Source organism: Flavobacterium covae, assembly GCF_001534645.1.
In the GTDB taxonomy this organism is placed as follows: domain Bacteria; phylum Bacteroidota; class Bacteroidia; order Flavobacteriales; family Flavobacteriaceae; genus Flavobacterium; species Flavobacterium covae.
Window position 1 is genome coordinate 3,028,065 of sequence record NZ_CP013992.1, and the last position, 26,889, is coordinate 3,054,953.

General features: G+C 30.1%; 27 protein-coding genes. 17 read left to right on the forward strand and 10 right to left on the reverse strand.

Annotated elements, in window-relative coordinates; translation table 11 throughout:
• Positions 1-386: 386 nt before the first annotated feature.
• From AWN65_RS13250 to AWN65_RS13280, 7 genes are all read right to left on the reverse strand, one after another.
• Positions 387-770, reverse strand: coding sequence for a T9SS type A sorting domain-containing protein (locus AWN65_RS13250; RefSeq protein WP_060383582.1), 384 nt, complete (start codon positions 768-770; stop codon positions 387-389).
• A complete protein-coding gene (locus AWN65_RS13255; RefSeq protein ID WP_060383583.1) occupies positions 746-1,171 on the reverse strand; it encodes a choice-of-anchor J domain-containing protein in 426 nt (141 codons plus the stop codon). The genes AWN65_RS13250 and AWN65_RS13255 overlap by 25 nt, the downstream gene beginning before the upstream one ends.
• A 463-nt stretch (positions 1,172-1,634) precedes the next feature.
• Positions 1,635-2,417 (reverse strand): enoyl-CoA hydratase/isomerase family protein, encoded by a 783-nt coding sequence (locus tag AWN65_RS13260; RefSeq protein WP_060383584.1) that lies wholly within the window; start codon positions 2,415-2,417, stop codon positions 1,635-1,637.
• A gap of 4 nt (positions 2,418-2,421) precedes the next feature.
• On the reverse strand, positions 2,422-3,900 hold the full coding sequence (locus AWN65_RS13265) for a sensor histidine kinase (protein WP_060383585.1): 1,479 nt from the start codon (positions 3,898-3,900) through the stop codon (positions 2,422-2,424).
• Positions 3,900-4,448 (reverse strand): CopD family protein, encoded by a 549-nt coding sequence (locus AWN65_RS13270; protein ID WP_060383586.1) that lies wholly within the window; start codon positions 4,446-4,448, stop codon positions 3,900-3,902. Before AWN65_RS13270 ends, AWN65_RS13265 begins: the two co-directional genes overlap by 1 nt.
• Positions 4,448-5,458, reverse strand: a complete 1,011-nt coding sequence (gene hemH, locus AWN65_RS13275) for a ferrochelatase (RefSeq protein ID WP_060383587.1) — start codon at positions 5,456-5,458, stop codon at positions 4,448-4,450. The genes AWN65_RS13270 and hemH overlap by 1 nt, the downstream gene beginning before the upstream one ends.
• A 90-nt stretch (positions 5,459-5,548) precedes the next feature.
• Positions 5,549-6,415, reverse strand: a complete 867-nt coding sequence (locus AWN65_RS13280) for a helix-turn-helix transcriptional regulator (RefSeq protein ID WP_060383588.1) — start codon at positions 6,413-6,415, stop codon at positions 5,549-5,551.
• 231 nt (positions 6,416-6,646) lie between these two features.
• On the opposite strand from AWN65_RS13280, the gene hemA reads away from it, so the two are divergent.
• The 14 genes from hemA to AWN65_RS13350 all read left to right on the forward strand — a co-directional run bounded on the left by hemA (position 6,647) and on the right by AWN65_RS13350 (position 19,863).
• A complete protein-coding gene (gene hemA, locus AWN65_RS13285) occupies positions 6,647-7,957 on the forward strand; it encodes a glutamyl-tRNA reductase (protein WP_060383589.1) in 1,311 nt (436 codons plus the stop codon).
• 33 nt (positions 7,958-7,990) lie between these two features.
• Positions 7,991-8,956, forward strand: a complete 966-nt coding sequence (gene hemC / locus AWN65_RS13290) for a hydroxymethylbilane synthase (RefSeq protein ID WP_060383590.1) — start codon at positions 7,991-7,993, stop codon at positions 8,954-8,956.
• 106 nt (positions 8,957-9,062) lie between these two features.
• Complete coding sequence (locus AWN65_RS13295; RefSeq protein ID WP_060383591.1) at positions 9,063-9,740, forward strand: uroporphyrinogen-III synthase; 678 nt, start codon at positions 9,063-9,065, stop codon at positions 9,738-9,740.
• An 11-nt stretch (positions 9,741-9,751) separates the two neighbouring features.
• A complete protein-coding gene (gene hemE, locus AWN65_RS13300; RefSeq protein ID WP_060383592.1) occupies positions 9,752-10,777 on the forward strand; it encodes a uroporphyrinogen decarboxylase in 1,026 nt (341 codons plus the stop codon).
• A gap of 218 nt (positions 10,778-10,995) precedes the next feature.
• On the forward strand, positions 10,996-11,583 hold the full coding sequence (locus AWN65_RS13305) for a DUF3575 domain-containing protein (protein WP_060383593.1): 588 nt from the start codon (positions 10,996-10,998) through the stop codon (positions 11,581-11,583).
• A 61-nt stretch (positions 11,584-11,644) separates the two neighbouring features.
• Positions 11,645-12,550, forward strand: a complete 906-nt coding sequence (hemF, locus tag AWN65_RS13310) for an oxygen-dependent coproporphyrinogen oxidase (protein WP_060383594.1) — start codon at positions 11,645-11,647, stop codon at positions 12,548-12,550.
• 1 nt (position 12,551) lies between these two features.
• Positions 12,552-13,586, forward strand: a complete 1,035-nt coding sequence (locus AWN65_RS13315) for a DUF4421 family protein (RefSeq protein WP_060383595.1) — start codon at positions 12,552-12,554, stop codon at positions 13,584-13,586.
• Positions 13,587-13,604: 18 nt separating this feature from the next.
• Positions 13,605-14,600, forward strand: coding sequence for a porphobilinogen synthase (gene hemB, locus AWN65_RS13320; RefSeq protein ID WP_060383596.1), 996 nt, complete (start codon positions 13,605-13,607; stop codon positions 14,598-14,600).
• A gap of 86 nt (positions 14,601-14,686) precedes the next feature.
• Positions 14,687-15,064, forward strand: a complete 378-nt coding sequence (locus tag AWN65_RS13325; RefSeq protein ID WP_060383597.1) for a c-type cytochrome — start codon at positions 14,687-14,689, stop codon at positions 15,062-15,064.
• A 79-nt stretch (positions 15,065-15,143) separates the two neighbouring features.
• Positions 15,144-15,614 (forward strand): methylated-DNA--[protein]-cysteine S-methyltransferase, encoded by a 471-nt coding sequence (locus AWN65_RS13330; RefSeq protein WP_060383598.1) that lies wholly within the window; start codon positions 15,144-15,146, stop codon positions 15,612-15,614.
• Between the two features lie 67 nt (positions 15,615-15,681).
• Entirely contained in the window at positions 15,682-16,395 is a 714-nt protein-coding gene (locus tag AWN65_RS13335; protein ID WP_060383904.1) for a 3'-5' exonuclease, read from the forward strand.
• A gap of 17 nt (positions 16,396-16,412) precedes the next feature.
• Positions 16,413-17,018: a hypothetical protein gene (locus tag AWN65_RS13340; RefSeq protein ID WP_060383599.1), complete on the forward strand. Its 606-nt coding sequence runs from the start codon at positions 16,413-16,415 to the stop codon at positions 17,016-17,018.
• 55 nt (positions 17,019-17,073) lie between these two features.
• Positions 17,074-18,513: a nucleoside recognition domain-containing protein gene (locus AWN65_RS13345; protein WP_060383600.1), complete on the forward strand. Its 1,440-nt coding sequence runs from the start codon at positions 17,074-17,076 to the stop codon at positions 18,511-18,513.
• 342 nt (positions 18,514-18,855) lie between these two features.
• Positions 18,856-19,863 carry an IS256 family transposase, variant Zn-binding type gene (locus AWN65_RS13350; protein ID WP_424959246.1) on the forward strand — a complete coding sequence of 336 codons (1,008 nt, stop codon included), beginning with the start codon at positions 18,856-18,858 and terminating at the stop codon, positions 19,861-19,863.
• A 277-nt stretch (positions 19,864-20,140) separates the two neighbouring features.
• On the opposite strand, the gene AWN65_RS13355 is transcribed toward AWN65_RS13350, so the two are convergent.
• Both AWN65_RS13355 and AWN65_RS13360 read right to left on the reverse strand, forming a co-directional pair.
• Entirely contained in the window at positions 20,141-21,745 is a 1,605-nt protein-coding gene (locus AWN65_RS13355; protein WP_235588326.1) for an Ig-like domain-containing protein, read from the reverse strand.
• 87 nt (positions 21,746-21,832) lie between these two features.
• Entirely contained in the window at positions 21,833-22,516 is a 684-nt protein-coding gene (locus tag AWN65_RS13360) for a ComF family protein (RefSeq protein WP_060383906.1), read from the reverse strand.
• Positions 22,517-22,616: 100 nt separating this feature from the next.
• Between AWN65_RS13360 and AWN65_RS13365 the strand changes: the two genes are divergently transcribed.
• Both AWN65_RS13365 and AWN65_RS13370 read left to right on the forward strand, forming a co-directional pair.
• Positions 22,617-22,853: a hypothetical protein gene (locus AWN65_RS13365; protein WP_123861961.1), complete on the forward strand. Its 237-nt coding sequence runs from the start codon at positions 22,617-22,619 to the stop codon at positions 22,851-22,853.
• 377 nt (positions 22,854-23,230) lie between these two features.
• Positions 23,231-24,775: a glycine--tRNA ligase gene (locus AWN65_RS13370; RefSeq protein WP_060383602.1), complete on the forward strand. Its 1,545-nt coding sequence runs from the start codon at positions 23,231-23,233 to the stop codon at positions 24,773-24,775.
• Positions 24,776-25,098: 323 nt separating this feature from the next.
• On the opposite strand, the gene AWN65_RS13375 is transcribed toward AWN65_RS13370, so the two are convergent.
• Entirely contained in the window at positions 25,099-25,299 is a 201-nt protein-coding gene (locus AWN65_RS13375; protein ID WP_060383603.1) for a hypothetical protein, read from the reverse strand.
• A 312-nt stretch (positions 25,300-25,611) separates the two neighbouring features.
• Between AWN65_RS13375 and thiL the strand changes: the two genes are divergently transcribed.
• On the forward strand, positions 25,612-26,664 hold the full coding sequence (gene thiL / locus AWN65_RS13380) for a thiamine-phosphate kinase (RefSeq protein ID WP_060383604.1): 1,053 nt from the start codon (positions 25,612-25,614) through the stop codon (positions 26,662-26,664).
• The last annotated feature ends 225 nt before the right edge of the window (positions 26,665-26,889 follow it).

A 26,889-nucleotide genomic window follows, 5' to 3' on the forward strand; every position in this document is an offset into this window, starting at 1 on the left:
ATGTTTTTTTATTTTAAAACAACTCGAACAAATGGTTGAGTATATAATTGAAATAATCGTCCGTTCGAGTGCGAGGCGCATCGAGAGCCAACACTAATTTTAGAAGATAAAACAGAGTTAGAGCAAATAAGATTAATACAACAACTTGAAGATGAAGACAAACAAACAATATTTAAACTAGTTGAGAAGGCACATTTATTTCTTAAAAATTAAGGGAATATCAAATAATAAATCCTTTTGATATTCCCTTAATAAAAACAGGTAAGTTTAAAATCTAAAATCTCACTAATTTTTTAATAAAATTTCGTGCTTCTCAAACAATACGGATCAAGCTCAGGTTAATTATAAAACTACTTTTAAAAATTTCACTGATAACCTGATTCTTTCTAGTTTTTAACAAACTTGATTGTTTTTTCTAATCCGTCTAAATCCGTAAATTTGGCTATATATATTCCTTGAGGATAATCTAAAAGTGCTAAAGATCCCCTAAGTGCATTTATTTCCTTTGTTTGCATTTTCTGTCCTTGCAAATTACATATAGTAATAGCTTGAAGTTCTTTTGTGTAAGAAAAATGAAGATAATCAGCAGTAGGATTAGGGTAAAATTCAAATCCCTCGTGATTAAAAGTAGGAGCCTCTAAAACATCTGATAAACCTGCGTTCACAACATTATCTATTCTTATAGCACCTATTTCTAGATCAGCAACATAAAAGGCTAAATAAATTTTTTTTCCTATATATTTTTTTAAATTAATTGTATTTTTTTCCATTCTCTTTTATCAAGACTTTCGGTTAATACTATCTCTTCAAAATCGTCTAAATCTTTTCCTTTTTCAGATAATTTTAAAACATATCTTCTTGGTGTTGTTTCATTAAATAAACTACCTACCCAATATGAAAAACCATCTGTATTATTTTCTATTACCTCTATTTGTGGTGTAATTAAATAAGACCCTCCTTTTTGATTAGTTGCTTTACCAACAATCATAGCACAACTCCTTCCATCTTTAGGAAACAATTCATCTTTATAAATTCCCCAATAAGGTCCGTCTTCTCGTGTTTTTACTATGTCCCATTCTTTATTAAAAACTTCTTTATCTTCAAATCCTTCATTAAATTGTGCCTTTGCTTGAATAAAAACAAAGAAGAGCATAATCATAATTTTTTTCATTTTCAATTTACTTTTAAATATTTATAACTTTTTAAGGGGAATTTTCGTCTATTTTTTTCTGCGCGAAAGTATGACACATATAAAAGAAAAAAGTTGACACAGATCAACCTTTTAAAAAAATATATTAATATAGTCGAATCAAAACCAGTATAGTTTCAAACTGAATTATACATAAGAGATTTGGTATAGATAAAAATATACGTTTTTTGTTTCAAGGCTACAAAACTACAACTATGGAACAAAATTCCGCATATTTTTATCTTATTTACTGTTTTTATTTTCATTACAAAGTCTAACATATAATCTAAATTTAATAAAAACAGCAACCTCTTTTTTAAAGAATTTTCATTTAAAAACCTAGTTAATGAAATTTGGAAAACTTTGATCAAGAGGGGGTAATATTTTAATATTAAATTCTTTTCTTACGAACTAAAAGTTATTTAGAATAAGTTTTAATCAGTTGTTATTTTCCTTCAAAAATAGCTTTGCGTTTCTCTAAAAATGCGGTCGTTCCTTCTTTAAAATCAGCGGTAGCAAAACATTCTCCAAACTTTTTAATTTCTGTTTCAAAACCGTTTACACCTTCTTTATAATTTGCATTTACGGCTTCAATTGCTTTACCTATAGCAATGGGAGAGTTACGTTGTATTTTATCTACTATAGTCATATAGGTAGCAAACAATTCTGTTTGAGGCACTACATGATTTACCAATCCAAATTCTTTTGCGGTGTTAGCATCTATCATACCAGCTGTCATAATCATTTCCATAGCACGTCCTTTACCGACTAATTGTGCCAAACGTTGTGTCCCTCCATAACCTGGAATAACGCCTAATGAAGTTTCAGGTAATCCCATTTTTGCATTTTCAGAAGCAATACGAAAATGACAAGACATGGCAAGCTCTAAACCGCCTCCTAATGCAAATCCGTTTACTACAGCAATTACAGGGGTTTTCATGTTTTCTACAAAATTAAAAAGAATTTCTTGTCCTTTTCTAGCTAATTCAGCTCCTTCTTGTTCAGAGAAATGAGCAAATTCAGATATGTCAGCACCTGCTACAAAAGCTTTTTCACCACTACCTGTAAGGACAATAGTTCTAATGTTTTCATTTGCTTCTAATTCTTTTAACCAATAATGTAATTCTTTTATCGTTTCAGAATTTAGTGCGTTTAATTTTTCTGGTCGATTAATTGTTATAGTAGCTGTAAATTTTTCGTGCTCGACTAAAATATTTTTTAATTCCATATTGCTATTTATTTATAATAGGTAATAGTACTTTAAAAGTAGTTCCTTTAGTTAATTTAGATTCAAAAGTAATCTTTCCTTGATAATTTTCAATTATATTTTTGATAATCGCTAGTCCTAGTCCCATTCCGCTAGTTTTTGTGGTAAATTTAGGTTCAAATATACGTTCAAAATCTTGAGCTGCTATTCCTTTTCCATTATCACATACACTAATTATGGTATTATTTTCCTCTTTTTTTACAGATACTAAAATTTTCTTATCTATTTGTTCTTCTGGTATAGCCTGTATTGCATTTTTTACTAGATTCGTAATAATACGGATAAGTTGAGTTCTATCTATTTTGGTAATAATTTCATTTGTACAGGGACAATACTTAATATAATCTTCATTAAAAATATCTAATGCCATACTTACTACATCTACCACATTTAGTGTTTCGTTTTGTTGAGCCGGCATAGATGCAAAATTAGAAAAAGCATTGGCAACAGCACTCATGGTATCTATTTGCTGAATGAGTGTTTTAGAAAAATCTGTTACTTTTTGCTTAATGTTAGGATCTTGAGGATTAAAACGCATTTCAAAACTCTGAACGGTTAATCGCATGGGAGTTAAGGGATTTTTTATTTCATGAGCTACCTGTTTTGCCATTTCTCTCCACGCTCCTTCTCGCTCCCCTTGTGCTAGTTTATTAGCACTTTCTTCTAACTCATCAATCATCTTATTATAAGACTGAATAAGTTTATCTATTTCGGAACTGTGTGTTACTAAATCTATTTTTTTATTCTTTTCGGTCAAACTGGTTTCGGTTAGTCTACGAGAAATGGTTTCAAGAGATTTGGTAATATATCGAGAAAGATAGAAAGCTAACCAAACTGCCAATGAGAACATTCCTAAATACACACTCCCAAATATGGCTAAAAAGTTTTCTATTTCTTGTTTATAATAACTATCATCTTGTTTGTAGGGCAAACGTATAATACCAATGGGTTTCTTTTCTATATGATCCATTAAGTAGCTATAAGAGAAATTATACACATCTCCTCTTGCTTCCCCCTCACCTATGAATCTATTTTTATCAGCGTATTTAATTTTCCCTAACAAATTATCCGATATATTAATCGTAATTTGTCCTTTTATCATAGGTGCTCTTGAATTAATTAACATTCTTCCTTGCAGGTCATAAATATCTATTTCTAAATTATGAATATCGGCTATTTCAAATATTTTTTCTTTAAAAATTGAGGCTAAATTAGCTGTTATTAGAGGATGCGGAGTGGTTTCTAATACATACTCTATATGTTGTTTAATTTGTTCTTCTTTACGTAATAATCGTTCTTTATGATATTCTTGGCTTTCGTATTGAAAGTGAAGTATTGATACTAATGCTATTAATATTGAGGATATTAATGTTATAAATATAAGTGCAAGAAAAATTCTTGATCGTAAGGAAAGATTTTTACCCCAAAGAAAGATGTTTATCATTATTTTTTTTCTCGTATGTTTTTATAAAACTTATAACCTAGCATTAGAAGTATAGAAAAAAGAATTATACCTATTACGCCAAATATCCAATTGATAGCATTTTTTAAAATTACTAAAAAAACGACTGCAAATAAAATAATGGTAGCTCCTTCATTCCATAATCGAAAAAAGGTAGAACTTTTTTTAACTTCATTTTTTTGCAATTGATTAAAAATCTGATGACATTTTAAATGATACAAATACAAGAGAAAAACAAAAGTTAACTTAACATGCATCCATGATTGTGTAAGCCATAGACTACCTATATCAGTAAAAAATAACATCCAAAAAGCAAAAATACTAGCAAGTATAGCACTTGGCCAAGTTATAATGTACCATAAACGGTATTGCATCAATTGGTATTGTTTAATTAGAATACTTTGTTCTGGCTCTATTTTTTCCTTAGCTTCAGCGTGGTATACAAAAAGACGTACAATATAAAATAATCCTGAAAACCAAGTGATTACAAAAATAAGATGCAATGATTTTATGTAGTTGTAAAGTTCCATTAATTCCAATTCTTAATCCAACTTGCTATAGTTTGCGCCCAATCATCACGATCATTTAAACAAGCTACTGTCAAAAAGTTTTCTCCTCCATTTTCTTTAAAACTATGAGCAGCCTCCATACCTATTTCTTCCAGAGTTTCTAAACAATCTGAAACAAAAGCAGGTGTTACAACGGCTAAATTTTTAATTCCTCTTTGAGCGAGTCCATCAATTGTGGCATCAGTATAAGGCTGTAACCAAGGATCACGTCCTAAACGAGATTGAAACGAAGTGCTGTAACTTCCTTCTTCTAATTGTAATAATTCGGCTACTTGTCTGGTTGTTTCATAACATTGATGGCGATAACAAAATTCGTGTGCGGGAGAGGGTGTTATACAACATTTTCCATCAATTGTACAATGTGATTTTGTAATATCTGATTTTTTTATATGTCGTTCTGGTACGCCATGATAGGAAAACAACACATGATTAGCTTCAATGCCAGCCAAAGCTTCCTTTATTGATGTTCCTAAATTAGCGATATAACGTTCTCGTTTATAAAAAGCAGGTATTGTTTTAAAAGTCATAGAAGGAAATTTCTTTTTCCGAATTTCTTCCGCTAAGACCAAAATAGTTTCTGTGGTTGCCATAGCAAATTGTGGATACAAAGGCAAAAGCAATACTTCTTTTACTCCCTTATCATACAATTGTTGTAATCCAAATTCTATACTAGGATTACCATAACGCATTGCAATTTCTACTGGAAAATCAACTAAATCTTGTACTTTTTTTTGTAATCGTTGAGTTAAAACAATTAAAGGAGATCCTTCTTCCCACCAAATTTTTTTATAAGCTGCTGCTGATTTTTTAGGTCGCGTATTCAATATGATTCCTTTTACTAGAAAGGCTCTTAATAAATAAGGAAGATCTATTACGCGTTCATCCATTAAAAATTGATCTAAATATTTTTTTACATCTTTTACCTCTGTACTGTCGGGCGAACCTAAATTAACTAATAATACTCCTTTCATTTTTATGTTTTTTGAGACTTACAAAATTTAAAGATAGTTTAAAATAAAATGATATTGTACTTCCTATCTTATATCTTTCTTTTATCTATTCTAATTTACTTTTTCTAATAAATACTTTTTAGGCGTTGTACCAAATTTCTTTTTAAATGCTGCAATAAAATGACTAGCTGTACTGTAGCCAATTCTTAATCCTACTTCATTTACATTATAAGATCCGCTATCTAATAAATTTCGAGCATATTGCATTTTATAATCAAACAAAAATCCATAAACTGTTTCACCGTAAATCTGTTTAAACCCTGTTTTTAGTTTTTTTAAGTTTAAACCTACTTGCTCGGCTAGTTCTTCTAGCCCTGGTGGTTCTGACATATTAGCAATAATAATTTCTTTTGCTTTTTTTAGTTTCTTTACATTTTCTTCATCTATTAAAAAAGGGCATTGTTCTATATTAGGATCTTCACTTTTATTGAAAAACAAACTTAGGAGTTCGTATCCTTTTCCTCTGTAATATAAATTTTTAATAGTTGGATTTAAATTATAGTGAAACATTTGATTGAGTACAATAGCCATAGAGGGCGTTATATTCTCTTCTCCATAATATTTTCTATCCCGATTTTCTTCACTCAAAAAAGGGATATGGTCTGCATCATTAGTAAATAAACCATGAAATTTTTTAATAGATATCAAAATAGAGATAATCCAAGTTTTGGGTTCTATATTTAAATGTAGCGGGAGTTCTTTTTCGGGATTGTAAAATAAAAGCGATTTTTCGCTTTCTAATCCTATGGTATAACTACCATTATTAAAAACAAACTTTCCTTTTCCTTTTAAACCAAAATGAAACTGAATCAAACCTGTCTTTACTGGACGTTCATACTTAACAACTTCTTCTGTATCATTCTGAAACCTTAATAAAACAAATTCATCATCCATTTTTATCTCTTCAGTAGCACCCATAGCGACATTTTTTTAAATAGATTTTTTCAGTAAACAGGATTTGTTATTTAGAATTATTCTACATAACAAACTTGTGAGCAGCCTATTCCAGTACAAAAATAGCATAAATATGACTAAAAACTCAAATCAACTATCAAAATAACTTATAGCGATACAAAAAGTACTTATAGCGTTATTTTGGAAAAACAAAACTAAATACTTTTGTTTGTAGAAAATTTGATTAGGATTTTAATGACACAGAATATTCCCTCAAAATCTGCCACTTTTTACGCAATTGGTTTAAGCTATTTAAAAGCAGATGCTGAAATGCGAGGAAAATTTAGTTTAGATGAACCAGCTAAGACTCAATTGATCCAACAAGCCAAAGAAGATGGCTTAGAAAGTTTGATCGTTACTTCTACTTGTAACCGAACCGAAATATATGGTTTTGCACAGCACCCTTTTCAGTTAATTAAATTACTTTGTGCAAACAGCCAAGGTACCGTTGAAGACTTTCAAAAAGTTGCTTACGTATATAAGAATAAAGAAGCGATCCATCACCTATTTAGAGTAGGAACTGGCTTAGACAGTCAAATCTTGGGCGATTTTGAAATCATTTCTCAAATTAAAAACGCTTTTGTCTTATCAAAAGAATATGAAATGGTTAATGCTTATTTGGAACGTTTAGTAAATTCTGTTATTCAAGCAAGTAAGCGTGTAAAAAATGAAACGGAAATATCATCTGGTGCGACTTCGGTTTCTTTTGCCTCTGTTCAATATATTTTCAAAACAGTTCCTGATATTTCCGATAAAAATATTTTACTCTTTGGCACAGGAAAAATTGGTCGTAATACCTGTGAAAACTTAGTAAAACACAGCAAACACGATCATATTACTTTAATTAATCGCACAAAAGATAAAGCAGAAAAATTAGCTAAAAAATTAGATCTAATTGTAAAAGATTATGCTGATTTACAAGAGGAAATTCAAAAAGCAGATGTCTTAGTTGTTGCTACAGGAGCACAAAATCCAACCGTTGACAAAACCATCCTAAATTTAAAAAAACCTTTACTCATCTTAGACCTGTCAATACCTAAAAACGTAAATGAAAACGTTCAAGATATAGAAGGAGTAAGATTAATTCACATGGATCACTTGTCACAAATGACAGATGAAACTCTAGAAAATCGAAAGAAATTTATCCCACAGGCAGAAGAAATAATTGAAGAAATTCAAGACGAATTTATTACTTGGACAAAAGGACGCAAATATGCTCCAACTATACATGCACTAAAAGCAAAACTACAGTCTATCAAAGAATTAGAAATGGCATACCAACGCAAAAAAATGTCTAATTTTGATGAAGAGCAAGCAGAAATTATAAGTAATCGAATCATACAAAAAATAACCAATCATTTTGCTAATCACTTAAAAGATGAAAACACTTCGGTTGACGAAAGTGTAGATTGGATACAACGTGTTTTTCAGTTAAGTGCTCCAACCCCAAAAGGAAGTTTTTCTAAAACAGAAACGATTCATACAGAAGATTTACAATCTATCTAAATCTTTATTCGGGTTTAAAAATTAAAATTCTTAATGAAAAAAAATAAAGACAAACAAATTATTTCTCCAGGAGATAATAACCGGGTAATCAGAATTGGAACTCGTGATAGTGAATTAGCTCTTTGGCAAGCACATACTGTTGAAAAACAACTAAATGATTTAGGCTATAAGACCAAAATTATAGCTGTTAAATCACAAGGTGATATTATCCTTGATAAACCTTTATATGAATTAGGAATTACAGGAATTTTCACTAAAACACTAGACATTGCTATGATTTCTGGTCAAGTAGATATTGCCGTACACTCTATGAAAGATGTACCAACTACTTTACCACAAGGCATCGTACAAGCCGCTGTTTTAGAAAGAGCTAATACAGTAGACATTTTAGTTCATAAAGGAAGTACTGATTTCTTAAATACCGTCTCCATAATTGCCACAGGAAGTTTACGCCGTCAAGCACAATGGTTACACAAATATCCACAACATAAAACAGTTGATTTAAGAGGAAATGTAAACACTCGCCTTCAAAAATTAAAAGATAATGACTGGGGTGGAGCTATTTTTGCCTGTGCTGGTTTAGAACGTTTAAATTTAAAACCTGAAACAACCCTTTCGTTAGACTGGATGATACCTGCACCTGCACAAGGAGCTATGATGGTAGTAGCTATGGCAGAAGACACTCTTGCACTGGAAGCTTTATCTGAATTAAACCATATAGAAACTGAGATTTGCACCTATATAGAACGTCAATTTTTACGCACCTTAGAAGGAGGTTGCACTGCTCCTATTGGTGCTTTGGCAACTTATAACGAAGAAACAGATCAAATTGATTTCAAAGGAGCCTTATTTTCAATTAATGGTCAACAAAAAATAACCATCGAACGCTCTTTTGATGTTTCTGAATGGAAAAAATTAGGTTTAAATTGTGCTAGAGAAATCCTCAATAATGGAGGAAATGAACTCATGATTGACATTAAAAAGCAACTAAAAAAATAACAATTACAGATTCAAAAAATAATTTATAAAATTAAAGATTAATAGTATGAAAATGTATTACTCAGTGATTTTTTGATAATTTATAGAGATCTTTTTTATAGAAGAAATGAAAAAAACACGAATATTATCTACTAAAAAATTACTACCTAAACAAAAACAATTAGTATTAGATCTTAATATAGAAATTATTGATTCTGATTTTATTAACATTAAAACAAAAAACGTCTCTATCAAAGAATTAACAGATGCTCTTATTTTTACAAGTCAAAATGCTGTTCTTGCCGTTTTAAATTCTAAAAACATTAATTTTTTAAAAAGTAAAAAGATTTTTTGTGTAGGAATTAAAACAAAAACATTACTAGAAAAAAAAGGATTCATTATTGAAAGTTATGCAAACTATGCAGAAGAATTAGCAAAAACAATTTCTTTAAATTATTCTAATTTAAGCTATACTTTCTTTAGTGGTAATTTAAGACAAGATATTGTACCTAAAAAATTAAAAGAATTCGGTATTACTTTAAAGGAAATAGAAGTATATGAAACCATTTTAATCCCTCAAAAAAACAATATAAAATCAGAAGGAATCTTATTTTACAGTCCATCAGGAGTTGAAAGTTATTTAAAAGAAAACAAAATAACAGATGAAATATGTTTTTGTATTGGTAATACCACAGCAAAAGCATTGAGAAATATAACCCAAAAAATCGAAATTGCAGATCAACCTTCAGTTGAAAATGTAATTATTAAATGTATCAATTATTATAAAAACACCTCACAGGTCTAAATACAAAAAGTATGTTAAAAAACGATCTATTCTTAAGAGCACTAAAAGGAGAAACAGTTGAACGTCCACCTGTATGGATGATGCGTCAAGCAGGAAGATATTTACCAGAATTCCGAGCTTTACGAGATAAATATGATTTTTTCACACGTTGCGAAACACCCGAATTAGCAGCTGAAATAACGGTACAACCTATTCATATTGTAAAACCTGATGCAGCCATTTTATTCTCTGACATCTTAGTGGTTCCTAGAGCTATGGGAATTGACGTAGAACTAAAAGACAACATAGGGCCCATCATTCCAAACCCTATTCGTTCAATAGAACAAGTCAATCAGGTGTATATTCCAGAAATCAAAGAGTCCTTAGGTTATGTAATGGATGCTATCAAATTAACAAAAGAAATGTTAAACAATGAAGTACCATTAATAGGTTTTGCAGGATCTCCTTGGACCATTTTTTGTTACGCAGTAGAAGGAAAAGGCTCTAAAAGTTATGATACCGCCAAAGGTTTTTGTTTTTCACAACCCGAAGCAGCACACGCATTATTACAAAAAATTACCGACACCACTATTTTATATCTAAAAGAAAAAGTAGCTAACGGTTGTAATGCCATTCAAGTTTTTGATTCTTGGGGAGGGATGCTATCACCAACTGATTACCAAGAGTTCTCTTGGAAGTATATCAATCAAATTGTAGAAGCATTAGCTCCCATAACAGAAGTAATTGTTTTTGGAAAGGGTTGTTGGTTCGCATTAAATGAAATGTCACAATCAAAAGCATCTGCTTTAGGAGTAGACTGGACTTGTTCCCCTAAAAATGCACGCTATTTAACAGGAGGAAACATTACTTTACAAGGAAACTTTGACCCTTCTCGTCTATTATCACCAATACCTACTATCAAAAAAATGGTACATGAAATGATTGACGAATTTGGAAAAGATAAATATATCGTAAACTTAGGTCACGGTATTTTACCAAATATTCCTGTAGATCACGCAAAAGCATTTATAGAAGCCGTAAAAGAGTATCAAAAATAGTAATATCAATAAAGCTAATATAACATCGTTATTTTTTATATTTTTATAAACTTATAATGCAAAAGAAAGCATAAAGAATATTGAATTTTAAATTATAAAAATTATTTTAGCTTTATTATTTTTATTAATAATTTACTTTTGAAAACTATTTGCAAACCCATTATATTTTTTCTAATATTAATTATAAAATATCTCACAAGATCTCTAAATAAAAAAATATGTACGTACTATCTAATAAAATAGATAAAAAACTAAAAAAGTATATAAAATATTTTATATACTTTTTTATCATAAATACTTATTCTCAAACTTCTATTAAAGGAAATATAACCACGATTGTAGGATTACCACAAATAGGAGTAGAAACAAAAATAGGAAACAAATTAACTTTTCAAGCAGATCTAATGGCTTCATTATGGGAGTCCGTTAATAATGCTCCTCAAAAATTTGCCATCTTAATTCCAGAAGTAAGATATCATTTCAACACACTTGAAAAAGGATTTTATTTAGGAGGTCACATTGGCGGTTCCAGTTATAAAATGCAAAAATGGAATTACCTCAATTCAGGCAGGTATCAAGAAGGCTATAGCTTATTATTCGGAATGACTGTCGGGTTTAAAGTCCCTGTAAACAAATCTTTTTCAATAGATATTTTTATGGGTGGTGGTTCTCAACAAGGATATTATAAAGGCTATTATTTAGAAAGTGGAGAGCGTTACGAGACAGCAGATAATTTTAACAAGAGCGGCGAATGGCTACCTTATAGAGGAGGCGTTATGATTTGTTACAAATTGGGTAAAAACTAATAATGATACTGGTATTCCTAATAGAATTAGCTTAGATAAAATTGTATATTTAAAATCATAAATGAAAAATAAATTCTACACATATATACAAAACCTTCAAGATCAAATTTGTAAAGGTTTAGAAGATATAGACGGAAAAGCTAAATTCCGTCAAGACTTATGGGATAGACCCGAAGGAGGCGGTGGTCGGACTCGTGTAATTGAAAACGGAACTATTTTTGAAAAAGGAGGCGTTAATATTTCTGCTGTCCATGGAAAATTACCTGATACCATGCAAAAAATGTTTGGTGTTGGAGAAGCTGATTTTTTTGCATGTGGACTAAGTTTAGTAATCCATCCTAAAAACCCAATGGTTCCAACAGTTCATGCCAATTGGCGTTATTTTGAAATGTACGATGATAACGGAACTATTATTAATCAATGGTTTGGTGGTGGACAAGACTTAACGCCTTACTACTTGTTTGAAGAAGATGCTATTCATTTCCATAAAATATGTAAAACTGCTTGTGATAAACACAATCCAGAATTTTACCCTAATTATAAAAAGAAATGTGACGAATACTTTTGGAATAGCCACAGAAATGAGGCTCGTGGTATAGGTGGTTTATTTTTTGATTATTTAAAAACAACTGACACTATGTCTATGGAAAACTGGTACAACTTTGTTACAGAAGTCGGAAACAGTTTTTTAGATGCGTATTTACCAATAGTACAAAAAAGAAAAGGTTTACCTTACACAGACGCTAACCGTACATGGCAAGAAATCCGTAGAGGACGTTATGTAGAGTTCAACCTAGTTCATGACAAAGGTACTTTATTTGGATTAAAAACAAATGGTAGAATTGAAAGTATTTTAATGAGTTTACCTCCTCATGTACAATGGATATATGACCATCATCCAGAAACAAACAGTGAAGAAGAAAAACTGATAAAAATTTTATCAAAACCAGTAGAGTGGTTAAAATAATATGCGTAATTGGCTAAAATTTTTAATACTAGTATATTATCCCGTTTCTCTTGCTCAAGAAAAAGAGGGAGAAATTAGGCATGCTTTATCGCATAAATATAACCTAGATTATCGTTTGAATTATTTTGACAAAATGATCTTTAAAATAGATATTAATTCAGAAGTAGATAATTTTTACATCCCTAAATTAAATTATACAGATAATAAAAGAAGCATTTTCTCTCCTGATGAAAAATTAAAACTTCGTTTCTCTTTTGATTATAAATTTTTAGGAATTAGTTATTCTTTTTCACCTGATTTCATCCCCGAATTGAATAATCAGAGAGCTAATACAAAAACATTAGATTTAAGTTTTAAATTTTTTTACTCTGATCGTCTAAGACAAGAAGTTACTTATAAAAAAGTGAAAGGATTTACTTTAAGAAATCCAGATGATCAAAACCCAATTGAGGTTTTTGACGATTTAGAAATCAATACCATTGGAGGCAAAACTTTTTATATAACTAATAAGAATTTTTCATATAGAGCTTACGAATCTCAAACAGAAAGACAAATAAAAAGTGCCGGTAGTTTCATGCCTTCACTCACCTATTTTATTAACAATTTATATACTAATAATCCTAATTCTTTTGAACAAAACTTAGAACGGATAAAATCTGTAGATTTCATTCTTCAATTAGGTTACATGTATAATTACGTAATTAACAAAACATGGTTTGCTACTGGAGGTTTGCATCCAGGTATTGGATTTCATGATTCTAAAAATTATTATACAAATAACAAGGAATCTGTTGTTTTTGACAATAAAATCAAATGGAATTACAATTTAGATTTAAATTTTTCATTAGGTTACAATCAAGAAAATTTCTTCTCAGGAATTAGAGTCAATTACAAAAATTACCAATATGATAGTAAAGTAGCTGCTGATATAATGAACTCAAAATTTAATACTGTACTTTTTATTGGTTATCGCTTTAATGAAGTTAAAAGTGTTAAAAAAGTATTTGAAAAAATAGAAAATAAATTCGGTATATAATCTAAAAAAATAAAAGATATGTTTCCTATACACAGAGGTAGAAGATTAAGAATAAACGAAGCGATACGAAATATCGTAAGAGAAACTAGCTTAAGTCCATCTGATTTTATGTCCCCTATGTTCATAATGGAAGGTGAAAACACTTCAATAGAAGTTCCTTCTATGCCCGGCATCTACCGTCGTACACTGGATCTAACAATAAAAGAAGTTAAAGAACTATACACCTTAGGCATTAGAGCTGTAAATATTTATGTAAAAATAAATGATGGTTTAAAAGATAACACAGGAAAAGAGGCCTGGAATCCTAATGGTTTAATGCAAAATGCTATTCGTGCCATCAAAAAAGAATGCCCTGATATGATCGTTATGCCAGACGTAGCATTAGACCCATATTCAATCTACGGTCATGATGGAATCATAGAAAAAGGAGATGTAGCAAATGATATTACAAATGATGCTCTAGTAAAAATGGCTGTTTCTCATGCAGAAGCAGGTGCTGATTTTGTTGCACCAAGCGATATGATGGACGGACGTGTATTCCGTTTACGTCAAGGATTAGATGCAGCTGGTTATCATAATGTAGGTATTATGAGTTATTCCGCTAAATACGCATCCGCTTTTTATGGGCCTTTCCGTGATGCCTTAGATAGCGCACCAAAGGAAGCTGACATTGTAGTTCCTAAAGACAAAAAAACCTATCAAATGGATTATGCAAACCGTATAGAAGCTGTAAAAGAAGCTCTTTGGGATGTAAAAGAAGGAGCTGATATGGTTATGGTAAAACCAGGAATTGCTTACTTAGATATTGTTCGTGAAGTAAAAAATGCGGTAAATGTACCCGTTACAGTATTTCATGTTTCAGGAGAATATGCTATGATAAAAGCAGCTTCGGAAAGAGGCTGGTTAGATCATGATAAAATCATGATAGAGCAATTAATGTGTATAAAACGTGCAGGTGCTACTTTAATTTCAACATATTTTGCCAAAGAAGCTGCTATTTTATTAAATAAATAACGATCTTATTATTTTCAATTAAGTCAAAATTCCTATATACTCTATAAAATTCTTTGCTCGTTCAAGGTGACACATTTAAACAGAATATGAAAAAACTCTTATTATTATCACTTATCGGAATTATTTTTTCTTGTAAAAAAGAAAGTCAAGAGCGTTTTGGTAAATCAACCTCTGAAACCATTGTTACACAAAAACCTATTGATTTAGGCAAAGAAATTTTTGAAGGAAAAGGCGTTTGTTATACATGTCATAAACCTGATATAAAAACAGTGGGCCCTTCTTTAAAAGAAATAGCTAAACTATACAAAGAAAAAAACGGAAGCATTGTTGACTTTCTTCAAGAAAAAAGCCAACCTATAGTAGATCCTAGTCAGTATAATACAATGAAAGCTAACTTTCCTATTACTAAAAATCTTCCTAAAGAAGAATTAAAGGCCATAGAGACCTATATATTAAGTTTTTAATACATTTCGTACTTATTAAATCTAAATTATAAAGACCTAGGAAGTTTTAAAAAATTTCCTAGATCTTATAACGAATCTTATGAAAACAGCATTTATTCATTCCCCGTTAGGTATCATCAAAATTGAAGGAGATCAAAAAGGAATTGCTAGTATTTCAGTAGTAACAGAAGGGGATTTATCTGTTCCAATTCCACAAGAACTCCTAGATGCTGTAAATCAACTACAAGAATATTTTTATAGTAATAGAACAAATTTTTCATTTCCATTAAATCTACAAGGGACAGATTTTCAAAAAAAAGTTTGGAATGAATTACTTAAAATTCCTTTCGGAAAAACAATTTCTTATTTAGATTTAGCAAAAAAGCTAGGTGACACGAAGGTCATTCGCGCTGCTGCTTCAGCTAATGGAAAAAATCTACTTTGGATTGTGGTTCCTTGCCATCGCGTGATTGGGACTGATGGGTCTCTTACAGGATATGCAGGTGGCTTATGGCGTAAAAAATGGCTATTAGAACATGAAAGCTCTTCAAAACAACAAATATTATTTTAATTTTAAAAATTCTTTATTTTTTAATCGTAAATTTTTATTTTCGTAGGTAACGGTTAAAATGGGTAATATGCTAGACAAACTTCAACTTGAAAACGTTTTATTTTTAGATATAGAAACAGTACCTGAACATCAAACCTTTTCTTCTTTAGATCCCATACGACAAGAACTATATGAACTCAAAACTCAATACCAACGTAAAGAGGAATTTACTGCGGAAGAGTTTTATAATCGAGCAGGTATTTGGGCTGAATTTGGCAAAATTGTTTGTATTTCTGTAGGCTATTTTTCTTTTAAAAAAGATATTCGCCAATTTAGAGTAACCAGTTTTTGGGGTGATGAAATAACCATTCTAAATGATTTTTCTAATTTATTAAACAGCCACTATAGTCATACACAGCATTTACTATGCGGACATAATGCTAAAGAATTTGATTTTCCTTATATAGCCAGACGAATGATCATTAATAGTATCCCTATTCCCAAAAAACTAAACCTTTTTGGAAAAAAACCATGGGAAGTCCCTCATTTAGACACATTGGATTTATGGAAATTTGGAGATTACAAACATTATACATCTCTAAAATTATTAACAACCGTCTTAGGCATACCTTCTCCCAAAGGAGATATAGAAGGTAGTGATGTAGCTAAAGTATATTATCAAGAACAAAACATAGACAGAATTATAACCTATTGTGAAAAAGATGTAATAGCAGTTGCTCAAATCATTCTTCGATTAAGAGGAGAAGATTTATTAATAGACGACGAAATCTTTATTGTATAATATACTCATTATTCTATATGATTCCTAAAAATCACTTTTATATCGTATTTCTTTTTTTGTTAAGTCATTCTTTTAATGCTCAAGAACGAATTTCTAATCCAGATAAAAAATACCGATTTATTTTTCAAATGGATAATCGTTTTTCTAGCTTAAGAGGAAACCATATTTCTATTTTGGGCACGAAAGTAGGGTTTCAATATAAAAATAAATTCCGATTCGGATTAGGTTCTTCTTTCATTCTATCTCCCGTTAACATTACCTATGTAAACAAAAAAACACAGGCAATTAATGACAACAAGGTAAGTATGTGGTATGGAAGTCTTTTTACTGATTGGATCTTTTACAAGAATCCTAAATGGGAATGTTTTTTAACAGAACAAATAGGTTTTGGAAAACCTAGTTTTGTTAGAGAAATAAATGATGATATTGTTCGTGATACTAATATTTCTTTATATGTAAATGAAATATCAGGACAAACCAATTACAGAATATTAAAATGGTTAGGATTAGGAGCAGGCGTAGGATATCGTGCCGTTTTAAACTCAAAAGCAGCATTAAAAACTACTTTTGATGCTCCTATTTATATCGGAAAAGTTATACTTTACCCCGAAAATATTTTTTGATTTATTACTTTTATACCCTTTATAAAGTTATTTCACCCATTTAAAATAAAAATTTATGGTTTTAAGCAGATTTTGGTTGGCAATTTTTATTTCATCTATTTTTTTCATTGTTCTAAATTTTTTCACTGAAGGAAGTTATAGTACTGACTATATTTTAAATGGCAAAAAAGAGGATCCCATCTTAGTATCTGAAAAATATTTAAACCAACTACCTAAATTTGTAGCAGATAGTATCAAAAAAGCTCCTGAAATGACAATGGTTGTCAATAAGGATACACTAAATACTGACACTACTTATGTATATAAAAATCAAACGGTTAAATTATATAGCGGATTTCAAAAAGCAGATGGACTACTTCCTACTTGTAAAAACAGTTTAGTAGATTTAATCCTTCCCTTAATTGCGTATTTAGCATTCTTTTGTGGGTTAATGGAATTATTAATTATTTCAGGTGCTTCTGAAAAATTAGCTAAAAAATTAAGTCCCTTTTTCGCGCAAGTATTTCCATCAGTTCCTAAAAATCATGAGTCTATATCCTATATGACCTTAAATTTTGCCGCTAACTTCTTAGGATTAGATTCAGCTGCTACCCCATTTGGTCTTAAGGCAATGGAAAGTTTACAAACACTTAATCCAGACAAAGATAAAGCTAGTGATGCACAAATTATGTTTATGTGTTTACATGCTGCGGGTCTTACCCTAATACCTACCTCAATTATTGGTTATAGAGCAGCCGAAAACGCATCTAATCCCGCGGATGTAATGCTTCCTTGTATCATTACCTCTTTTATAGGTACAATAGCAGCGTTATTAATAGTGGGTATTCGTCAGCGTATAAATTTTAAAAGCGTTGGGTTATTAAGCGCATTAATGGGTATAATAAGTGCCATCATTGGGTTATTATTTTACATTAATACATTAGACTTAATAGGTAAAAATGCTTTTACAGGCAATTTATCTGGATTAATGTTAATATCTATTATCGGATTTACCCTCATTTTTTCTTTTATTCATGAAAAGAAATTCACTCTAGCCAACACGACCATCTTTGATACCTTTGTTGAAGGAGCTCGTAATGGATTAAATACTGGTGTAAAAATCTTTCCGTATGTTATGGGAATGCTGGTTGCCATCTCCTTTTTTAGGAATAGTGGATTGTTTGAGATTGTAAGTAATGGCATTAGTTTTTTATTTGGTCAAATAGGAGTTAGCAAAGAAATTACGGATGGTCTCCCTGTAGCTTTATTACGCCCTTTTAGCTCAGGTGGTTCACGTGGATTTATGATAGATGCTATGCGAACTTCAGGTGTAGACTCTTTTACAGGTCGTTTGGTTTGCATTTTTCAATGTAGTGCTGAAACTACTTTTTATGTAATAGCTGTATATTTCGGTTCTGTTAATATAAAAAACACACGCTATACCCTAGGAACAATGCTTTTAGTTGACTTTATTTGTGTATTAGCAGCTATTGCTGTGGCAACTTGGTTTTTTTAAATCATCGTTAGTTCAAGCGCGAATCGCATCGAGAACCAACACTAATTTTATTACTTTTGTAGGATAGTGCCTAAATCAACATCATGCGATTCTCTCTTTACTCAAAATATTGCGAACTTTTTGAACAGTCTCAAGGTTAAAAAAATAGTATTATGAGGAAATTTCAAAAGTTTAAATGGTATTAAACGCTGTATTTTTTTACATTAAATTTTTAAAGAAAAACCCCGTTTTTGACTCTTTTTGGGCCTTCGGGGGTTTATTTTTCTGGTTTAATAGTCAAAAATGGTTGGTAAAAATGCTGTAAAGCATTATAAAATATGATATTGACGAAAGTTTATTGAAATTAGTTTCAATAAACTTTTTTTATTTCATGAAAACTTCAAAAAAAAGCGTTGTCCAACCTGTAAAAGCCTCAATACGATAAAGTGGGGAATAAGAGAAAATAAGCAACGATTTAAGTGTAATGATTGTGGTCAATTATTTACTTCAAATAATAAATCAGTTTCAGATTCTAATAAAGAGATTTGGTTTAAAAACTGGATAATCGGTAAAGATATTTTTGATAAAATTTCACTTGAATCTGGTTACAGTAAAAGTACTTTACAACGTTATTTTTCTAAAATGTTATCTAAAGCTCCTGTTTTAGAGTTTAGCTCCACTGATGATGTTTATCTTATGATTGATGGAACTTATTTTCCTAATGATATTTGTCTAGTAGTTTATAGAAATTTTCATTTAAAATCTACTCAACTTTATAGAATAACTGATAACGAAAATTATGAAGAAGTTGCAGAAGATTTACAAAATTTATTAAATCTTGGGATTACTATAAAATGTATTACTTCTGATGGTGATAAATCTGTATTAAAAGCGATACAAAATATTTGCCCTGACATAGCTTTTCAAAGGTGTTTAGTACATATTTCAAGAATGTGTAAAATATGGCTCACGGCCAATCCAAAACACAAATCAGGCTTTGAATTAAAGCAAATTATAATTAAAATCCATCAGATTAATTCTGAATACAAAAGACAATTATGGTTAATAGAGCTTATACATTGGGAAGAAAAATATAGAGACTATCTTAATGAAAGATCATATAAAATCGAAAGTAAAAAATATTGGTATACTCATAAAATGGTTAGAAGATCATTTACTGTAATTAAAAAAGCATTACCACATATGTTTACCTATCTTAAAGATGATAAAATACCAAATTCAACTAATGCTCTTGAATCATTTTTTGGACATTTGAAAGACAATCTAAATATTCATAGAGGATTAAGTATAAAAAACAGGAAGAACTTTTTAAGATGGTATTTATACTATAAAAATCAAATTGAAAAATAGGTTTTTTCAGCCATATTTGATTACCGATAATTAAAAAAGGATAGATTAAAACCTATCCTTTAATTATCGTATAATCATCAAACTTATTGCTGGTTGGTTGCTCCTCAGCAGAGCCAACTTCCTCTTCAATTTGATGTTGTAATATAAGCAATTTAAAATCAAAAATTACCAACCATTTTTGACCACATTACCATTTTTCTAAAAATATCCATTTTGCTAATATGCAAGTTTGTATTTGATATGATTAAGACTTTTAAAAAACAGGATAATATTTGGATTATTTTCCTAAATCAATTTCTTGATTGACATCCCAGTTTGCTCGAACGTCAAGAACAGTTGGAAAATGATAAACTTCTTCAGGTTGTTTGTTTTCTAAGAAAGAACCCGTATCCCATTGTCCATTTTTGTTAAGATCATAGATAACTCTAACGTAATATTTTTCAGGATTTATTAAAATAAAATCCACATCTATCGTATTCTCACTCACAAGTTTCGTGTAAAAAACTTTTCCTTTTTCGTTCGTAAGTTCTATCATAAGAGGTATGTCTTTTTTGTTCTTAAAGTGTATTTTTAAATTCCCATAATCTTCTATTTTCTTTGTCGAAAAATTAAACTTTAGAGTGTCTTTATTTTTATTTCCTATATAATCTTCTATTGCGCTTGGTAATAGTTTTAAATCATATTTTTCATTTTCTTCCTTTTCAAAATCTAATTCAAATTTTTGAGTATAATCTTCGTATTTTGCTTTGAAAGGAACAAGTGTTTTATCTCCTTTGGTTAATAAAATTTTATTAGTATCCCATTTTTCAATAGGAGTTGATGATTTAAGTGCTAAATTTTCTTTTAAATGCAAATAGGTTGTTTTACAATCAAGATGTAAAGTATCTTTTTTATATTCTTTAAATTTTACAGAATAACGCTCTTGGTATTTCTCCTTTGATAATTCTAACTGAATAGAATCATTCTTTATATAAGGAGTCCAAATTTGTAAGGAATCTTTATCCTGAACTTTTGAAACACGCACAGGTATTTTATTTCCTTTGAACTGTGCTTGGATCTTAATATTTTGTACATTCTTTCCTTCATAACCTAATAAAATTCGATTACCAGAAGCTTGTGTAGGTCTTTTAGGCTTGAATGAAGGATGTTCTTTGTACAACTCTAATTCAAATATTGAATTATCAGGTATGTTGATTACTTGATTATAAAAACCTATTTTATCTTTTTTAGGATCATATTTATAATTTGAAACGTTTTCTTTTAAAGCTATTAATTTATATTTTCCTGCCTTTATGTTTTCAATTTTAAAGCTAGTGGTACTATCTAATGTGTTAGTGATATAACGAGGAGTTTGTTTGTAAATAGTAGAATCGTTATACTTTTCATCTACTTCATACAACATTACATTTACAAAATTTGGCGTAATTCTTTCATAAGCATCCTTTATGATACCTTGTATAGACAATGAATCTAAATTTTTTCCAGTTGAAAAAACGTATTTAAAATTTTTTAGTTTATTTCCTTCATTATTATCTACAATACTTTCTCCAAAATTAAAACTGTAAGTTGTATTAGGAACTAATTCTTCGTTTAATTTTATAGTAATTTGTCTACTTACACCTCCTTGTGGTTGAATGTTTGGTTGGTTTTTTAAAGTAGGTGATATAATGAGATTTTTCTGTAGATCATTTATTTTTATATATTCATCAAAAGTAATTCGGATATTTTTTTCTTTAAAATCAGTTGAAAAGTTTTTCGGATAACTACTTATCATCTTTGGAGGGGTTATATCTTTATCGCCTCCTGTAATGGAACCTCTTTTGGCGCAATTGATAAGAGTTAAAGCAAAGAATAATAATAAAATAAATGATTTATTTTTCATTAGGATTAATTTTATGCTCATTAGACAACAAGTATCTATAACGGCTGGGTATTAAATTTATTAGAAGTACAAAATAACGACATTTATTTAAGATTGTGAAAAAGCCATAGTTACTATGCTAATTTTTATTTTATCAGATTGTTGCAATGCCTTAGCACAAGCTTCTAATGTAGCTCCTGTAGTGAGAACATCATCAACTAAAAGAAAATGAATGGGTCCATCAAGTTTTTTGAGTTTACTAATAAAACGGTTTTTTTCAACGTTATTGCGTTCTATTAATCCTTTTTTGGATTGACTTATATCATATTCTTGTCTAAATAAAAGATTTTTATTGATTGGAATTTTTAATGTTTCCGATAAGCTTTCACAATATGTATCAATCTGATTGTACCCTCGTTCTTTTTCTTTTTTAGGATGTAGAGGTACTGGAATTATGTAGTTTATAGTATTCAAAACGGGAAGATTTTGAAGATATTCAGCGTGCCATTTGCCTAATAAACTCCCTATTTCAATATGTCCTTTGTACTTTAAATTATGTATAAGCTTTTGACCTATTCCTTCTTTGTGGTAATAAAACATTGAGGAAACATGCTCTACTTGTATTTTCCCATAAAATTTAATAAATGCCTCATTGTTTGTTTTAGTCCATTGATAGGTTAAAGGGAGGTTATGCCTACATTCAAGGCATATTGATTGTTCGTTATTAACTAATAAATCTTGGCATCCTAGACATAAATCAGGAAAAAATAAATTAATCAGTTTTTTTAGCATTTCGTCGATTTTTTTTTTTGTAATAAAATTATTAAAATACATTTGATTGTAACAAAGTCAAATTAGAATGTTGTTAAGGGATTCATTAACAGTCTATAAAATGGTTTCTGTAGGACTGCTTTCCATAGCAGTATCATTAAGTGTTAAATGCTATCAAGTTGTAGAAGAAAATCTAAAACTTCAGGAAGAAAAAATTTTAGATAGAACAACTTACACTAATGATTTAAGCGAAATAATATTTCGGTTTGATGCAGAGGTAAGGAAAAATAAAGAGTTAGTAGATAAACAAGTACAGCTTGAAAATGAACTGGTAAAGGTAAGAAAGAAATCTTCTTAGTTTATTAGATAAGAATTTGTCTTAGATAGGTTTTAGAAACACTTTAAAAGTTAATTATAGTTATTTTTTTTAGTAAGAAATAAGATTTATAAAGATAATATAAATAAAAAGGGCATAACAAAAGATTATAAGAACTTTTATTTATAAAAAAGTAAAAAGTAGGATAAATTTAAACAATGAGAGTTAGATGAGTTTATACCTCTAAATATTACTTAATTAAGATAAATATTGAGTGATATTGTAACCGCAATACCAACAGGAAGAACTGATCTAATTGGTTGAGTGGAGGTTATACTTAAATAACTTTTTTAAAATTGTTGATTATATAAGGGGAGAAAACGGATTTTTTAAATCCGTTTTTTTATTTTTGCAATACTATGGCAAAACAAGACGATTTATTTAAAAATGTTATTTCGCACGCAAAGGAATACGGATTTATATTTCCGTCAAGCGAAATTTATGATGGTTTGAGCGCTGTGTATGATTATGCTCAAAACGGGGTAGAGTTAAAAAAGAATATTCGTGACTATTGGTGGAAATCAATGGTGCAAATGCACGAAAATATTGTAGGAATAGATGCTGCTATTTTTATGCACCCTACTACTTGGAAAGCTTCAGGTCACGTAGATGCGTTTAATGATCCCTTGATTGATAATAAAGATTCTAAAAAAAGATATCGTGCAGACGTTTTAATTGAAGACTATTGCGAAAAATTAAATCAAAAAGCACAAAAAGAAATAGAAAAAGCCAAATCTCGTTTTGGAGATACTTTTGATGAAGCTCAGTTTGTAGCTACTAATCCTAGAGTCGTTGAATATCTTTCTAAGAAAAAAGAAATCTTAGAACGTATGGCTCATGGTTTAGACACTGGAAATTTAGCTGATGTTAAAGCATTAATAGAAGAATTAGGCATTGCTTGTCCTGAATCAGGTTCAAAAAATTGGACCGAAGTGCGCCAGTTTAACCTTATGTTTGGTACTAAATTAGGAGCCTCGGCAGATACTGCAATGGATTTATATTTGCGTCCAGAAACAGCTCAAGGTATATTTGTAAACTTCTTAAACGTCCAAAAAACAGGGCGTATGAAGGTACCTTTTGGTATTGCACAAACAGGTAAAGCATTTCGTAATGAAATCGTAGCACGCCAATTTATTTTCCGTATGCGTGAGTTTGAACAAATGGAAATGCAATTTTTTGTAAAACCAGGAGAAGAAATGAAATGGTACGAATATTGGAAACAAACACGTTTAAAATGGCATAAGTCTTTAGGTTTGGGAGCTGAAAACTACCGCTACCATGACCATGAAAAATTAGCACATTATGCTAATGCTGCTTGTGACATTGAATTTAATTTCCCTTTTGGATTTAAGGAATTAGAGGGTATTCATTCACGTACTGATTTTGATTTAAAAGCACATGAGCAACATTCTGGCAAAAAATTACAGTATTTTGACAATGAGGAAAATGCAAGTTATGTTCCTTATGTAGTAGAAACCTCTGTTGGTTTAGATAGAATGTTTTTAGCTGTTTTTTCAAAAGCATTGCAAGAAGAAACTTTAGAAGATGGTTCTACACGTACAGTTTTACGTTTGCCGTCAGTTCTTGCACCTACAAAAGCAGCGGTTTTACCACTAATAAAAAGAGATGGTTTACCAGAGTTAGCCAAAGAAATTATTGAAGACTTAAAATGGGATTTTAACGTAGCTTATGATGAAAAAGATGCAGTAGGTCGTCGTTACCGCCGTCAAGATGCTCTTGGTACACCGTTTTGCATTACAGTAGATCATCAAACATTAGAGGATAAAACTGTTACAATACGTCATCGTGATTCTATGCAACAAGATCGTGTAGCAATTGCTGATTTAAGAGCTATTATTCACAGTGAAGTTTCAGTTCGTAATTGGTTATTAAAAATGAAATAAACTTTTACTTTTTAAGAGGCTTTCTGAAAAATTAACGTCTAATCTTTGAACTCGATAACAGGAAAAATCAGATGACCAGTGTTATGTAATTTAATTTAGCGGACTCACAAGTAAGCCTATTTTAATAAAGAATATAATAAAAATCCAATTTTGTAAAATTACAAAATTGGATTTTTTGTTAGCAACTATCTTTTTTGAATGAATATTATTACAAATAAATTTAAATAAGACACACTACTCCCATCGAACTCTAATTCTTGATTTTTAAGCCACTAAATTTTGGGATTCAAGAGCTATTTTTCGTCTGTCTATAGCAAGTGCATTTACCGTATGAATTCCGAAACATATCCATAAAATTTCATTCTTTTTAGATTATCGTTCTCTTTCTCATTATCAAAACTAGCTTCTAATCGAGTAGCTCTTTTGATTTTTCCTACTAAAATTTTATGATCTTCTTCATTTTCTCCTACTTTTCCTTTTCGTACAAAATCGGTTTCGATATCTTTTAAACCCAGATTACGCATTAGAAAAACTAATTTTTATAACTCATTGAAATAAAATGTTTTAACTCTTATCAATTCTAGTTTTTATTGATGGCATATATAACATCTGCTCCTACAATTTTTACTTTTGTTTTTGTTATACCATTTAAACTTTAAATCTTCTTTTTAAAAATAGTACATCTACAAAAGCAACAAAAATTAGTGTTTACTATTTATACTTAATCCTAAAATAGATTTAGAACTTTTTATTTGTAATAATTTTTTAATGTGTAATTTGGGATTATATAGGGTTTCACTTTTAGTTTGTACCTTTGTTTTGTAAATTAAAAGATTATGATTGAAGATAAAATGTCTCCAAGAACAAGTGTAGCTCAATTAGGGGAATTTGGATTAATAGAACATTTAACCAAACATTTTAAAATTACCAATGCTTCTACTTTAAAAGGAATTGGAGATGATGCTGCGGTATTAAATTTTGGTTCTAAACAAACAGTAGTCTCAACAGATTTATTAATTGAAGGTGTTCATTTTGATTTGGCCTATATGCCTTTAAAGCATCTTGGTTATAAGTCAGTAGTAGTCAATTTATCTGATATTTATGCAATGAATGCAAAAGCAACTCAAATTACAGTATCTATTGCTATATCTAATCGTTTTAGTTTAGAAGCATTAGAAGAGTTATATGCAGGTATTTCTTTAGCAGCTAAACAATATGGAGTAGATGTAATAGGAGGTGATACTACCTCTTCTCAAAAAGGCTTAATCCTATCTATTACCGCACTAGGGGAGGCAGAAGAAAAAGATATTGTGTATAGGACTGGTGCAAAACCAAATGATTTGTTAGTTGTATCGGGCGATTTAGGGGCTGCTTACATGGGGTTGCAAGTGCTTGAAAGAGAAAAACAGGTTTTTTTAGTTAACCCTAATAATCAACCCGATTTAGATCAATACGCTTACTTGGTTGAACGTCAATTAAAACCAGAGGCAAGAAAAGATGTTACTGAAATTTTAAAATCATTAGGAGTACGTCCTACTTCTATGATTGATATTTCAGATGGCTTATCTTCTGAAATCTTACATTTATGTAAACAATCCCAAGTAGGTTGTAATCTGTATGAAGAAAAACTACCATTGGACCCTCAGTTTATTAACGTATGTGAAGAATTTAATATAGATAGTACTACAATAGCATTAAATGGAGGCGAAGATTATGAGTTGTTGTTTACCATAAAAATGGATGATTACGATAAATTAAAAGGAAATCCCAATTTTACTACCATAGGTCATATAGTACCTGATAAAGAAGGTATACATCTAATTACTCGTGCTAATACAAAAATTGAATTGAAAGCGAGGGGCTGGAATGCTTTAGCTGAAGATAAATAAATTATTTTAAATCATAAAGCAAGACTAAAATGTAAAAAAGCTTTTTTTACGTATTCTATGTCTTTTAAACGAGATTACGCCTAAAAAAATGTTATAGATAAAATGCCTTGTTGATTTTCCAAGGCTTTTTATTTTATAAAATAAAAGAGACTGTCCGAAAATATCGCAATCTTATCATTTCGACCAAAAGAAGGATTAAGTAAAGCAAACCATTGAAAATCAAAT

Coding starts and splice junctions, on each gene's coding strand:
- AWN65_RS13315 (WP_060383595.1), top strand. CDS start 12,552: ATGCGTAATTGGCTAAAATTTTTAATACTAGTATATTATCCCGTTTCT.
- hemA (WP_060383589.1), top strand. CDS start 6,647: ATGACACAGAATATTCCCTCAAAATCTGCCACTTTTTACGCAATTGGT.
- hemH (WP_060383587.1), bottom strand. CDS start 5,458: ATGAAAGGAGTATTATTAGTTAATTTAGGTTCGCCCGACAGTACAGAG.
- hemF (WP_060383594.1), top strand. CDS start 11,645: ATGAAAAATAAATTCTACACATATATACAAAACCTTCAAGATCAAATT.
- hemB (WP_060383596.1), top strand. CDS start 13,605: ATGTTTCCTATACACAGAGGTAGAAGATTAAGAATAAACGAAGCGATA.
- AWN65_RS13345 (WP_060383600.1), top strand. CDS start 17,074: ATGGTTTTAAGCAGATTTTGGTTGGCAATTTTTATTTCATCTATTTTT.
- AWN65_RS13335 (WP_060383904.1), top strand. CDS start 15,682: ATGCTAGACAAACTTCAACTTGAAAACGTTTTATTTTTAGATATAGAA.
- AWN65_RS13325 (WP_060383597.1), top strand. CDS start 14,687: ATGAAAAAACTCTTATTATTATCACTTATCGGAATTATTTTTTCTTGT.
- AWN65_RS13255 (WP_060383583.1), bottom strand. CDS start 1,171: ATGAAAAAAATTATGATTATGCTCTTCTTTGTTTTTATTCAAGCAAAG.
- AWN65_RS13280 (WP_060383588.1), bottom strand. CDS start 6,415: ATGGGTGCTACTGAAGAGATAAAAATGGATGATGAATTTGTTTTATTA.
- AWN65_RS13305 (WP_060383593.1), top strand. CDS start 10,996: ATGTACGTACTATCTAATAAAATAGATAAAAAACTAAAAAAGTATATA.
- AWN65_RS13375 (WP_060383603.1), bottom strand. CDS start 25,299: ATGCGTAATCTGGGTTTAAAAGATATCGAAACCGATTTTGTACGAAAA.
- AWN65_RS13355 (WP_235588326.1), bottom strand. CDS start 21,745: ATGAAAAATAAATCATTTATTTTATTATTATTCTTTGCTTTAACTCTT.
- AWN65_RS13365 (WP_123861961.1), top strand. CDS start 22,617: ATGGTTTCTGTAGGACTGCTTTCCATAGCAGTATCATTAAGTGTTAAA.
- AWN65_RS13250 (WP_060383582.1), bottom strand. CDS start 770: ATGGAAAAAAATACAATTAATTTAAAAAAATATATAGGAAAAAAAATT.
- AWN65_RS13330 (WP_060383598.1), top strand. CDS start 15,144: ATGAAAACAGCATTTATTCATTCCCCGTTAGGTATCATCAAAATTGAA.
- AWN65_RS13265 (WP_060383585.1), bottom strand. CDS start 3,900: ATGATAAACATCTTTCTTTGGGGTAAAAATCTTTCCTTACGATCAAGA.
- AWN65_RS13360 (WP_060383906.1), bottom strand. CDS start 22,516: ATGCTAAAAAAACTGATTAATTTATTTTTTCCTGATTTATGTCTAGGA.
- AWN65_RS13270 (WP_060383586.1), bottom strand. CDS start 4,448: ATGGAACTTTACAACTACATAAAATCATTGCATCTTATTTTTGTAATC.
- thiL (WP_060383604.1), top strand. CDS start 25,612: ATGATTGAAGATAAAATGTCTCCAAGAACAAGTGTAGCTCAATTAGGG.
- AWN65_RS13370 (WP_060383602.1), top strand. CDS start 23,231: ATGGCAAAACAAGACGATTTATTTAAAAATGTTATTTCGCACGCAAAG.
- AWN65_RS13295 (WP_060383591.1), top strand. CDS start 9,063: ATGAAAAAAACACGAATATTATCTACTAAAAAATTACTACCTAAACAA.
- hemC (WP_060383590.1), top strand. CDS start 7,991: ATGAAAAAAAATAAAGACAAACAAATTATTTCTCCAGGAGATAATAAC.
- AWN65_RS13340 (WP_060383599.1), top strand. CDS start 16,413: ATGATTCCTAAAAATCACTTTTATATCGTATTTCTTTTTTTGTTAAGT.
- hemE (WP_060383592.1), top strand. CDS start 9,752: ATGTTAAAAAACGATCTATTCTTAAGAGCACTAAAAGGAGAAACAGTT.
- AWN65_RS13260 (WP_060383584.1), bottom strand. CDS start 2,417: ATGGAATTAAAAAATATTTTAGTCGAGCACGAAAAATTTACAGCTACT.